The organism is Brachybacterium sp. P6-10-X1 (assembly GCF_001969445.1).
Classification (GTDB): domain Bacteria; phylum Actinomycetota; class Actinomycetes; order Actinomycetales; family Dermabacteraceae; genus Brachybacterium.
In genome coordinates this window covers 2,949,010-2,960,864 of record NZ_CP017297.1, presented here as the reverse complement: position 1 = coordinate 2,960,864, position 11,855 = coordinate 2,949,010, and the positions used below count along the sequence as shown (strand labels likewise).

The 11,855-nt window shown below is 69.6% G+C and carries 9 protein-coding genes; 4 read left to right on the top strand and 5 right to left on the bottom strand.

Going from position 1 to position 11,855, the window contains the following annotated elements; all coding sequences use genetic code 11:
- Nucleotides 1-71 precede the first annotated feature (71 nt).
- The 3 genes from BH708_RS13355 to BH708_RS13345 are packed head-to-tail and all read left to right on the top strand — an operon-like array spanning nt 72 to nt 2,303.
- A complete protein-coding gene (locus BH708_RS13355) occupies nt 72-713 on the top strand; it encodes a R3H domain-containing nucleic acid-binding protein (RefSeq protein WP_076809384.1) in 642 nt (213 codons plus the stop codon).
- Nucleotides 714-721: 8 nt separating this feature from the next.
- Nucleotides 722-1,387 (top strand): 16S rRNA (guanine(527)-N(7))-methyltransferase RsmG, encoded by a 666-nt coding sequence (rsmG, locus tag BH708_RS13350; protein WP_076809383.1) that lies wholly within the window; start codon nt 722-724, stop codon nt 1,385-1,387.
- A 34-nt stretch (nt 1,388-1,421) separates the two neighbouring features.
- Nucleotides 1,422-2,303 (top strand): ParA family protein, encoded by an 882-nt coding sequence (locus BH708_RS13345; protein WP_076811293.1) that lies wholly within the window; start codon nt 1,422-1,424, stop codon nt 2,301-2,303.
- Nucleotides 2,304-2,579: 276 nt separating this feature from the next.
- On the opposite strand, the gene BH708_RS20390 is transcribed toward BH708_RS13345, so the two are convergent.
- Complete coding sequence (locus BH708_RS20390) at nt 2,580-3,110, bottom strand: hypothetical protein (RefSeq protein WP_253705327.1); 531 nt, start codon at nt 3,108-3,110, stop codon at nt 2,580-2,582.
- A 115-nt stretch (nt 3,111-3,225) separates the two neighbouring features.
- Here BH708_RS20390 and BH708_RS20385 point away from each other — a divergent pair, with 115 nt between their 5' ends.
- Nucleotides 3,226-4,278 (top strand): ParB/RepB/Spo0J family partition protein, encoded by a 1,053-nt coding sequence (locus BH708_RS20385; protein ID WP_253705326.1) that lies wholly within the window; start codon nt 3,226-3,228, stop codon nt 4,276-4,278.
- A 2,854-nt stretch (nt 4,279-7,132) separates the two neighbouring features.
- Here BH708_RS20385 and BH708_RS13335 read toward each other — a convergent pair.
- The 4 genes from BH708_RS13335 to BH708_RS20510 all read right to left on the bottom strand — a co-directional run bounded on the left by BH708_RS13335 (nt 7,133) and on the right by BH708_RS20510 (nt 11,852).
- Complete coding sequence (locus tag BH708_RS13335) at nt 7,133-7,561, bottom strand: hypothetical protein (RefSeq protein ID WP_076809379.1); 429 nt, start codon at nt 7,559-7,561, stop codon at nt 7,133-7,135.
- A gap of 32 nt (nt 7,562-7,593) precedes the next feature.
- The gene (gene trxB, locus BH708_RS13330) at nt 7,594-8,670 is read right to left on the bottom strand and encodes a thioredoxin-disulfide reductase (RefSeq protein WP_076809377.1); all 1,077 of its coding nucleotides are present in this window, start codon (nt 8,668-8,670) and stop codon (nt 7,594-7,596) included.
- Between the two features lie 105 nt (nt 8,671-8,775).
- Nucleotides 8,776-9,276 (bottom strand): hypothetical protein, encoded by a 501-nt coding sequence (locus BH708_RS13325; RefSeq protein WP_253705325.1) that lies wholly within the window; start codon nt 9,274-9,276, stop codon nt 8,776-8,778.
- 134 nt (nt 9,277-9,410) lie between these two features.
- A complete protein-coding gene (locus BH708_RS20510) occupies nt 9,411-11,852 on the bottom strand; it encodes a hypothetical protein (protein ID WP_076809374.1) in 2,442 nt (813 codons plus the stop codon).
- Between the last annotated feature and the right edge of the window lie 3 nt (nt 11,853-11,855).

Below are 11,855 nucleotides of genomic sequence, written 5' to 3'. Positions count from 1 at the left end.
CGCACCCCGGGAGCGCCGACGCTCCCGGGGCGCACCTCTCACATCCCGAGCATGTTCCCCGGAGGATTCGAATGAACGAGACCACGTCCGATCGCCCCACGACCGACGAGACCGACGAGCAGCCGACCTCTGCCGTCGCGGAGGGCGCGTCGGCGCCGCAGTCCCCGGACGCCGACGGGTCCGCGGGGACGACCGACGGTTCCGTCGAGACGGATGGAGCTCCGGAGACCGCCGAATCGGCGGAGGACCGCATGCGGCGCCTCGAGGAGGAGGGTGACATCGCCGCCGACTACCTCGAGGAGCTGCTGGACATCGCCGACCTCGACGGCGACATCGACATCGACGTGGACGGCGACCGGGCGTCTGTGGAGATCGCCGGCGCCGACCGTCTCGCACGGCTCAACCGTCCCAAGGGGGAGCTGCTGGATGCGCTGCAGGAGCTCGCACGCCTGGCCGTGCAGACCCGCACCGGCAACCGCTCCCGCCTGATGCTCGATATCGGCGGTTTCCGGGCCGAGCACAAGGAGAGCCTCGAGGATCTCGCCGAGAAGGCGGTGTCCGAGGCCAAGGACGGCAGCGAGCCGGTGCCGCTGCGGCCCATGAATCCCTTCGAGCGCAAGGTCGTCCACGATGTCGCCAAGCGCGAGGGGCTGCGCTCGGAGTCCGACGGGGACGGCAAGAACCGCCACGTCGTCATCTACCCGGCCTCCTGAGGCATCCCGTGCTGCCTCTGCCCGATGCCCTGCGGCCGCCGGCCGAGCGTCTGTTCGCGGATCGCCTCGAGCTGGCCGAGCGCTTCACCACCCTGCTCGCCGAGCAGGGCCCCGAACGCGGTCTGATCGGCCCTCGCGAGGTGGAGCGGCTGTGGGAGCGGCACGTCCTCAACTGCGCCCTGATGGTCGAGGCGATCGACCCGGCCGCGAGAACCCTCGCCGACGTCGGCTCCGGCGCCGGCCTGCCCGGGGTGGTCCTCGCGATCGCACGCCCGGACCTGGAGGTCACGCTCATCGAGACGATGCAGCGACGCGCCACCTGGCTGGAGGAGGTCGACGCCGAGCTCGGCCTGGGCCTCGAGGTGGTGCGCGCCCGCGCCGAGGAGCTGCACGGGCGGCGTACCTTCGATGCGGTGACCGCCCGGGCGGTGGCCGCGTTGGACAAGCTGGCCCGCTGGACCCTTCCACTGGTCGCCGAGGACGGACAGCTGCTGGCGCTGAAAGGCGGCTCCGCGGCGGACGAAGTGGACAAGGCGGGCACAGTGCTGACGAAGCTCGGCGGGAGTGATCCGCGCATCGAGCGGTACGGGGTCGGCGAGGTCGAGGTTCCCACTACAGTGGTCCTCGTGCGTCGCCGAGCACAGGCGACCAGGAAGGGAGTGACACGTGGCTGACCAGCGCGACGACTCCTCCCGGGGGCGCGGGGCGATGGAAGACACCCCGCTGATGCGTGAGCTCACCCGGGACCACGCGCGACGGGAGCAGCTCGAGACGGCGGATTTCCGCCCGCCCGAGGCGACCCGAGTGATCACGGTGGCGAACCAGAAGGGCGGCGTCGGCAAGACGTCCACCGCCGTGAACCTGGCGGCCGCCCTGTCCATGGGTGGTCTGCACGTGCTGGTGCTCGACGCGGATCCGCAGGGGAACACCTCGACCGCGCTGAACATCGAGCATCACGCCGAGGTCCCCAGCATGTACGAGGTCCTGGTCGAGTCGACTCCGCTCGCCGACGTGGTCCAGGACGTCCCGGACATGGACCGCATGTCCTGCGCTCCCGCCACGATCCACCTCTCCGGTGCCGAGATCGAGCTGGTGTCCCTGGTGGCCCGTGAGAACCGCCTGCGGGGTGCTCTCCGGGACTATTTCGAGTTCCGCGAGGAGCAGGGATTGCCGCGTCTGGACTACGTGCTGGTCGACTGCCCGCCCTCCCTCGGCCTGCTGACCGTGAACGCCCTGGTCGCGGCTCGCGAGGTGCTGATTCCCATCCAGGCCGAGTACTACGCGCTGGAGGGCCTGAGCCTGCTGCTGAACAACATCGAGCTGATCCGCCAGCACCTCAACCCGGAGCTGGTGGTCTCCTCGATCATGCTGACCATGTACGACGCCCGAACCAGGCTCGCCGCACAGGTCGCGCAGGACGTCCGGGACCATTTCCCGGATCAGACCCTCACCACGACGATCCCCCGCTCCGTGAGGATCTCCGAAGCACCGAGCTACGGTCAGACGGTCCTGACCTATGATTCCGGTTCCAGCGGCGCCCTGGCCTACCGGGCCGCCGCCCACGAGCTGACTACCCGCCCCGCCCCCTGACACCAGCCCGGAGCACCTCTGCGACGACGCCTCGCGTGCTCCTGGTTTCTCCCCTGGTGGAACACTTTCCGGAAGGACAACGGCCATGACGCAGAAGCGAGGACTCGGACGAGGACTCGGTGCCCTGATCCCGGGCGCGGGGTCGGGCCCCGCTCCCGAGCAGGAGCTGCGCACGCGTGTGCGTCCGGAATCGGCCGACGAGGAATCCACGCCGAGCGACCGCCCCGTCGACATGTTCTTCTCCGGAGAGAGCGCTTCCCGGGACGACGATCGTCCTCAGCGGGAACGCGCCCGACGACCGGACCTCGCCGGGGACATGGCACGCGCGGCCGCGCAGCGCCGAGGTCGGACGGCCTCCGCGCGCAGCGCCTCCTCCCCCTCCCCGGAGTCGGATGACGACCAGGTGGGAGCGACGTCCTCGTCGACCTCGGCACGAACCGCGGCGAAGCGATCGACCACCGGTTCCGCCACCGCGAAGAGATCCGGTGGTCCGAAGACTGATGCCCCCGCGTCCGACACGGCGACGTCCGGCGGTGGGAAGTCGTCCTGGACGTCCACGACGCCGACGAAGACGTCGGCTCCGAGCTCACGGTCGACGGCGGCTGCGGGGAAATCATCGGCGACGAAGAACTCGTCGACGACGAAAAACAGGTCCTCGTCCCCGAGATCCGCGAGGACGGATGCTGCGAGGAGCACCGGGAGCGGGGACGCGCCCCGCACCGGCTCGACGACGAAGCGCTCGGCGACCTCGAAGAGCACCGCGAAGAGTCCGTCCCGCCCCAGCAGCACATCGACGAGCGGGCGCACGGAGGCCCCGGAGGAGACTCCGGACCTCGCGTCACAGACCGTTGAACCCACGGCCGTGCAGGGACCGGCGACGTCGCCCGTCGTCGACGCGAGCACGACGACGTCCGATCGATCGGTGACCGAGAACCCGCCGCAGCGGGGTACGGAGCCGGATCGGGGGGAGGCCACGCAGTCCGACGCCGCACCGGAGGAGTCCGTGGGGTCCATGTCCGACCACGGTGACGACGGTGGACCCGGTGCTGACGGCGGCGTCGATGCCGGGGCGAGCCCGGATGCTGCTGCCGAGCCCGGGAGCGAGCCCGAGCGCAGCCGCAACGGCCTCCTCAGCGTCCCGGGCGCCGAGTTCGCGGAGATTCCGATCCACGAGGTCCGGGAGAACCCGCGCAATCCCCGCACCATGTTCGATGACGACGAACTCGACGAGCTCGCGTTCTCCCTCCGCGAGGTCGGCGTGCTGCAGCCGGTCGTCGTCCGCCCCATCCCCGTCACGGAGGAGGGCGAGTCCTTCGAGCTGGTGATGGGCGAGCGGCGCTGGCGTGCCGCCCGTCGTGCCGAACTCACATCGATCCCCGCGATCATCCGGGAGACCAGCGACGACGACCTCCTGCGGGACGCTCTGCTGGAGAACCTCCATCGCACCCAGCTCAACCCGCTGGAGGAGGCCAACGCCTACCAGCAGCTGCTGGACGATTTCGGGTGCACCCAGGACGAGCTGGGCGACCGGATCGGACGCTCCCGCCCCCAGATCACCAATACGCTCCGTCTGCTGCGCCTGCCCGCGCTCGTTCAGCGCCGGCTCGCCAGCGGCGCCCTGAGCGCCGGACATGCCCGTGCCCTGCTCTCCCTCGACGATCCGACGCTGATGGAGGAACTCGCCCAGCGCATCGTCTCCGAGGGGCTCTCGGTCCGCGCCGTGGAACGCCTCGTGGCCCGCGGCGGTCAGCAGGCGCCTGCCCGAACGGTCCGACGCAGCAGCTACGACCCCCACGTCGTCGACCTCACCAGCAGGCTCTCCAACCGCTTGGAGACCCCGGTCCGCATCGACGTCGGCAAGCGCAAAGGACGCATCACTCTCGAGTTCACGAATCTCGAAGATCTCGACCGCGTGATCGAGTCGATGGGGTTGGATGCTCCCGCCCCGGGTACCGCTCAGGAGTCCGAGGACTGATCCCACCGGGTGAATGATCAGGGGGCCGGCGTTCGCGCCGGCCCCCTTCTCTGTCCGGGGACACCCCCGTCCGGCCGACTCCGGGGAGCCTTACCCGTCCGGGGACGGAGAGTTCCGTGATGGCGACGTCGACGTACCTGTGGGGTCGCACCTGTGGAGGGCCGCACTGGTGGGGGGGGGGGGCCGCACTGGTGGGGGACGGACTGGTAGGGAGGAACTGGACCGTCGCCCACCGGATGTGATGTGGGACACACAGTCTTCCTGTGCGGGGTGCTGACACGAGAGCATACTGCGTCAGCTACGATCCTTGCGGCTGTTCTTCCTCGTGATGACCCCGCGCCATCGTCCATGTTCTCGCGCGCCCCGCGTCCTCGTTGGCCGGCACTGTCATCCACAGCCTGACGACGTCTCGTCGGTGCCGCTGGATGTGTCGATGCTGGTCAGCATCCTGAACGCGACGTTGTCCACCACTGTGTACACCATTGTGGATGATCCACGTGGAACCGCTTCGGTCGTCTCGGCGCGTCCGATGGGAACGGCGCTCCGAGACACAGCGCCGTGCCATCACCCCACGCACGGTGATCCTCGATCGGCATGCCTACGTGGGTATCGCCGCGTCGCTGCCGAGATGCCTCATCCTGGTCGTGAGCAGCGGTCACGGGTCGATCGTTCGACGTGAAACTCTGGTCCACCGAGGGCTGTCGGATCGCGCATGACCTGGGATCAGTGACTCCGTTGAGACTGGTCCTCCACGGCGGACCTCTCGGCGGATCGGTCGGTGATGGGGCGCGAGGCGAGTGCTGGCTGCCTTCCAACTCCTCGCATCCAGCAAGTACGCCCCGCAGGGACCTCCTTTCCTCGTGTGCGGGTACGTTTCTCGTGAAACGTGAGAACTCGGGGCGGAGATCAGTCGGTCACCACATGGCGTCCCTGCCACTCTCGGGCGATCACTGGATGTGATGACGGTTTAGACGACGATGTTCGCGAACGCGTGACTGGCCGCGTTTCTCGTGAAACTCTCGCAGGCGTGGTCGGCTCGTTGTGCTCACCGCGACGCGTTCAGATGCATGATCTCTTCGCTGCCGCTTGGCTGTCGCTCGGTGCGTTGCTCGTTCGGTGGGCTTTGCGCATCTGACGATTGACACCCCGTCTCGGCCGACGGTCGTCGCACCCTTCCGGCAAAGTTTCCCGTGGAACACGGTGCAGAACGGGTATGCGCTGTCGATGAAGCTGTCGATGAAGCTGCCCATTCCTCAGGCGCGGATTCGGCATACGGCCGGCTCGTGCCGTCATAGAGGAGCGGCACCGTGGGGGGTGGAGCACGCCCATGCGAACCTCACCGCGACCTCGGTCGAAGCTCTCGGTGAATGAACGGCACCGAGACTGGGGTGAACCTGATGGGGATCGTGCGCGGCCGGCCATGTTCCACGGGAAACCATGTGCGAGAAGACGTCGTCGATGACGGTGTCGGTGATTGCATGGTCGACCCCATGACTGGTGGGCGAAGTCGGTGGCTTGCGAACTGCCCTGCCCTGTGCTCGATCTGAGCATCGTCCGAACTGAGCCCGCGGTGGATGCGATCTCGGCGGCGGTCGTTCACGCGGCGTGCGGTGCGGTGACGTCATACGCGCAGAGTTTCACGGGAAACCGGGTGGGGGAATCTCCAGAGCTCCGGCCCGGTGTGCCTGATCCTCCTCCACTCGTGGGAGGCAGCAAGCCCGACGGGGAGTCGGTAGACGCGTCGCTCTCTGTTTCACGGGAAACGCCTCAGATGTGAGCCAGGGTGATTCCCTGGCTTCTCGGACACGCTCGAGCTGCCAGAGCTTGGTGGAACACCTTCTCCGGAGCGTTGGTGGTGGAGCTCGCCCGGTTTCACGGGAAACGGCGTGGATGGACCGCCGGGTTCGGATCAGGGCGTGGTGAGCCCCGCGGAGGCAATGGAGTGCGTGGAGAGATGCCCTGCTTCCAGTGCGCTTTCGCGCACGTGCGCTGTTTCCCGTGAAACGTGTTCGAGCGGCGTCACTGGTCGGCGTCAACTCTTCCACGAGACCTCATGCGGGCCGATCGCCCCGTGAGCTCAAGTGCAGAGTAGTCCGGGAGTAGGCGCGGCCCGAATCTTCCAGTGCGAGATCATCCTGGACCGCGGGGTTTCACGCGGAACAATCTCCTCGGATCGGAGGAGTGCCCGTGCTCCCCAGGTTCGTCTCGACCGATGGCACGAGCGGTGCTGATGCCCGCGATATGACGGGACGCCGTGCAGGTGTGGAGTCGCTGTACGTTTCACGGGGAACCGGGCCTGTCGTGAGGGGACACGTGCATGAACGGATCGCGAACAGACGGTGGCCAGCACAAGGTCCCCGACGTCCGAACACCGATATAGGGCACCCCCGTCCGGTTCCACGTGGAGCACGGGGAACCGGACGGGGGCACTGGCGGAGCGCGGTTCGGCGATGCAGCGGAGCGCGTCCACCGACGTCTTGTGCACAGTGTGGGTTACTCTGTGGAAAACGTGACCGGAGACGCGTGCTCGGCCGTCGTGTCAATGTGCTTCTGACAGGAAGCCTATGGGTCGGCGGCCGAACGCTGGAACACTGTTTGTGCAGGTCACGGGCGGATTCTCACGCCTGGAGGAGAGAATCTCGTCCTCCGGTTGTCCACATGAGGATGTGGATGACTCTGTGGATGAACCCCCACCTCGCAGTGGACAACACTGTGGATGACGTTGTGGACAACAGCGTCGGCCCTCGTGACGCGGCACCGTCCCGGACATGTTGACAGGATCACCTGGGCTCGACCCTGTCCTCGCGGTGGGACCCGGTCGATCCTCGGGAGCAAGTCCGGCGAGCCGCGGACGTCAGGGGGCGGAACCCGAGTCCGGACCGAACTGCTCGTCGACGGCGTGCTTCGGCAGAGCGCCGCTGCGGCAGTGGGTGATCGTCCATGCGCCGGTGAGGACGACGGGGTTCCCGTGGAGGTCGGTGGCTCGCAGATCGTGGAACGTCGTCTCGTGGAATGTCGTCACCGAGGAGTTCACCGCGCTCCCCCGGGCAGTGGCCCTCGAGAGACGGATCCAGGTCGGGATCGTCTGGACGCCGAGGAGGTCGAGCATCTCCTCGTCGGCGTCCTCGACGAGGAGGGCGTGAACTCTCGACCCCCAGCGGCGTGCGAGCTCCCGCAGCACGGTGGCCGCGGGCCGGGCCGGCGCCGACCAGGCAGCGGTGACCAGCAGGACGGCGACCTCGGGTCCCGGTGCAGGATCGAGGTCGCCGTCCGGAGCGGTCATCGGTGGGGCGCCAGGAGCGCGTCCGTGCGCGCTCAGCGGCCCGCGGGCGCAGCGGCGACGGCTGCGGCCTTCGCCTGCTCGTCGGCCAGGGCGGCCTGGTCGGTCAGCCACCGCTCGGCGTCCAGCGCGGCCTGGCAGCCTGTGCCTGCGGCGGTGACGGCCTGACGGTACGTGTGGTCCACGACGTCACCGGCGGCGAACACGCCGGGCACGGACGTGTGGGTGGAGCGGCCCTCCACGACGATGTATCCCTGCTCATCGAGCTCGAGCTTGCCCCGCAGCAGATCGGTGCGCGGCAGGTGGCCGATCGCCTCGAACACCGCGGTCGTCGGCATGACGCGCTCCTCGCCGGTGACGGTGTCGCGCAGGGTCACCGATTCGACCTTCTCCTCACCGTTGATGCTCACGATCTCGCTGTTCCACGAGAACTGCAGCTTCGGGTCGGCCTCGGCACGACGGGCCATGATCTTCGAGGCCCGAAGCTCGTCGCGACGATGCACCAGGGTCACGGACTTGCCGAAACGGGTCAGGAAGGTCGCCTCCTCGACGGCGCTGTCGCCACCACCGACGACGATGATGTCCTGGTCCTTGAAGAAGAAGCCGTCGCAGGTCGCGCACCAGCTGACGCCCTTGCCGGAGAGCTGCCTCTCCCCATCGATCCCCAGCTCTCGGTACGCCGAGCCGGTCGAGAGGATCAGCGTCTTCGCGCGGTACACGGTGCCGTCGTCGAGGGTGGCGGTCTTGATGTCCCCCTCGAGCTGGAGGTCGACGGCGTCCTCGAAGATGACCTCGGCGCCGAAGCGCTCGGCCTGCTCCTGCATCTGCGTCATCAGTTCAGGGCCCTGGATGCCCTCGGGGAAGCCCGGGAAGTTCTCGACGTCGGTCGTGGTCATCAGCGCTCCGCCGGCGTCCAGGGCCCCGGCGAGGACGATCGGCTTCATCTCGGCGCGCGCGGTGTAGATCGCCGCGGTGTACCCGGCCGGACCGGAGCCGACGATGACGACCTCGTGGACGGTGTCGTCGGCCGGGGTCGCGGCCGCCGGTGCGGTTGCCGCCGACGGGGTCGAGGGGGCGCCGAGGATGTTCAGGGCCTGGATGGGCTGTGACATGGGGTGATGTCCTTCCGGAGGGTTCGTGGTGGTCTCAGGGGGCCCACGGTGGGGCCCGGTCGGGCACAGGATGCAGGGCGGGTGGTCTCGGGAATCGGGGTGATCTCATAGGGAGCCGATCATGACCTCACCGGCCCACAGTCGGCTCTCGGCCGGGTCGGTGCCGTCCGCCGTGCCGGAGCCGCAGTCCTGGCGGACCACCGAGGCGGAGACCGTGCCACCGTTCGCGCGCAGGGTCTCGCGGTCCATGGGACCGTGCACGAGCAGCCAGGCACGGCTCTCGTCGGCACTCCATGCGACCTCCTCCATGATCAGAACCGAATCCTGGACTCCCAGCGCCCGCAGGCACGCGGTGGCGTCGAAGCTCGTCGGCGGCTGGATCATGCCGGAGTCGACGAGTCTCTGCACCTCGGTGCCCAAGCTCGCCTCCGTCACAACGGGCAGACCCGAGGAATTCTTCCCGGCGCCCGAGTCCTGCTCGACCGACGAGGAGACGCTGTAGGAGCGGTTCCCCGTCGACGCCTCCAGCGTCACCGAGAGCAGCAGACCGAGCAGGGCGGCGAGAACCAGAGCGGTCAGCAGGAGCGGGATCGGGATGCCGAGCACCGCGGATGCGTGCGGACGCGCGGTCGGCCGGCGCCGGGATCCTCCCCGATCGAGCCACCGCGCGGGCAGTCGGCGGAGGCGATGCAGGGCAGGGGTCGCCGTCGGCCGCTCGGGGTCGCGAGGCGCCTCGGGGGTCATTCGACGCTGATCTCCGCGATCCGGGCACGGAACCGCCCCGCCTCATCGCTGTCCGGGGGAAGTTCGGGGATGTACACCATGACCTGGCCGGTCTCGACGGGTTCGTCGGGCTCCAGTCGCACCTCGCTGTCCCCCGCGAACTCCCCGGAGGCGAGGACGTCGCCAGGAGATCCGTCCTCGTTCACGGTGCGCAGCTCCAGGGTGCCGCCGGTGTTGCGGGCGGTCGTGACCGTGACGGCGGACAGCTCCGACTTCTCCGCGAGATCGATCCGGATGCCGACGCCGTCCTTCAGGCCCCCGAAGTCCGGGCTCGCGTAGTGCTGGGTGGACCAGTAGGTGCTGGGATCTCCGTCGGTGAGCCGGTCCTGCTGGTCGGTGTGATCGGGATCCCCGCCGCCGTGGGAGGACAGCTCGACGCCGTCGAGCTCCGGGGACGGCAGCTCGGGCTCCTCCGTGTTCTCGGCGGTCGGCTCGACGGGGGCCTCGCCGGTCTCCGTCTCCGTCGGTGCAGGTGCCGCAGAGGTGTCCAACGGATCGGCCATCCGGTCGCGCAGCCCGGAGGTCGCGGTGGTCACGGCGAAGACGGCGGCGATGATGGTCAACAGCACGGCACCGGCGATGATCCACTGCGACTGGCGGGAGCGCTCCTCGGGCTGCTGCGGCCCCCAGGCATAGCTGTCGGGATCATCGTGGTCGACGGCCACGCTGACCACGTCCCGCAGCAGCGAGCTCCTGGACGCGGCGACCGTGCTCTCCGCGGGGTCGTCGTTCCAGGAGGAGCGTCCGCGTCCGTGGACCACGATCGGGCCGGCAGCGGCGACGGGGGCGACCGGTTCGCCGCGACCGGTCACGTCCGCAGGATCCGCCGCGGAGTCTCCCCGCGGAGTCTGCGACGGGGTCTGCGTCTCCGCCGGGGTGCGGGGACCGGCCGTGGCCGCGGAGGGGCTCGAGGCGGCGGTTCCGGGAGAGGACGGGGCGAGTGGCCACCGGGTTCCCGCGGTGCGGGCGGGGACGTCGGCGGAGTCCGACCCGGAGGAGACGGCGGCGGCTCCCGCCCCGACAGCGGCCGCGCCTCCTGCGGCAGCTGCACCGACGGCTGCTCCGGAGGCGCCGGCTCCGTCGGAGGTGCCCGTCGCCCCGGGAGCCGCCCGGGGCGGTTCATCGCCCGTCGTGCGCGGTGTCGGTTCCGGCGCACTGATGTCGAGGTGGCCGGGGAACGGGCTGGTCGCACGCTTCTCGTCGAGGTGGAGGTCGTGCACGATGGCCTGGGCCTCCGCGGAACGGCGAGCAGACTCCTCCTCCCCGGCCCGTTGCGCGGTGGCATGCTCTGCGTCGTCCTGCTCGGCGCGCTGCCCGGAGCCGTTCGCCGCCTCGGCGGCCCCGACGATCCCCAGGGCTCCGGCGGTACCGGCGGCCCCGACCGCGCCGACCGCAGCGGCGGTCGCCGCCGGTGGTCGCGCGATCGTGTCCTCCTCCGGCAGCTGCTCGGACGGCGCTGCGTCCGCCGACGGTGCCGAGCCCGCCGACGGCGCTGAGCCCGTTGATGGCGCAGGTTCCGCCGCGAGTGCTGCAGCGCCCGCCGTCGTCGCCGCGGAGGACGTTCCGGGAGCGGGGCGACCGGGCGGGATCGGTTGCGGGTAGGCCTCGAGGGTGACCGGGATGGACTGCCAGGGTTCCAGCGCAGCGATCAGCCCGCGGGTGGTCTCGGGGATGTCGTCGGCCGACTCATTGAGCACCAGGTCGCACAGCAGGTCGAGATCCTGCGGGATCTCCGTGTCCACGACGGTGCTCGGCCGCGGCACGACACCGGAGGCATCGTGCTGCGGGCTGCGACCGGTCAGGATCCGGTACAGCAGCGCGACCAGTGCGGCGGTGTCCTGGAACGACGCGGTCTCCCGTGACCGGTCCAGCCCGATGTGGGCAGCCGCCTCGACGCCGACTCCGAGCACCACGACGGCACCGGTGCGGGTGTCGACGAACAGTCGGTTGGAGTCCAGCAGCTGGTGGCGCACGCCGCGCCGACGGGCCACCTCGAGGCCGGTCGCGGCCTCGCCGATGATCGAGCGTGCCGTCTCCGGATGCAGGGGCGCCTTGCTCAGCAGCGCCGCCAGCGGCGGGGCGGGCGGCAGCGGGTATTCCACGATCGTCGTCGGACCGTCCTGGGCGGGCGTGCCCTCGTCGGTCTCGCGCGGGTCGTCGAGCACGACGATCTCGCGGACCGGCAGCAGGTGCGGGTCTTCGACCAGATAGGCGCGCCGGACGGCGTCGGCGGCCTCGAGGGCCGCCTCGCCCCGCACGATGAACAGGATGACGGCCTCCCCGGTGGCCACCGTCCGGGCGCGGTGCCACACGGCACCGTCGGCGATGCCGGACAGGGGGATCTTCCCCTCCAGGGTCCACCGAGAACGCAGTGCGTCCTGTTGCGGGATCGTGTTCACGGA

Coding starts and splice junctions, on each gene's coding strand:
- BH708_RS13335 (WP_076809379.1), bottom strand. CDS start 7,561: ATGACCGCTCCGGACGGCGACCTCGATCCTGCACCGGGACCCGAGGTC.
- BH708_RS13355 (WP_076809384.1), top strand. CDS start 72: ATGAACGAGACCACGTCCGATCGCCCCACGACCGACGAGACCGACGAG.
- BH708_RS13345 (WP_076811293.1), top strand. CDS start 1,422: ATGGAAGACACCCCGCTGATGCGTGAGCTCACCCGGGACCACGCGCGA.
- trxB (WP_076809377.1), bottom strand. CDS start 8,670: ATGTCACAGCCCATCCAGGCCCTGAACATCCTCGGCGCCCCCTCGACC.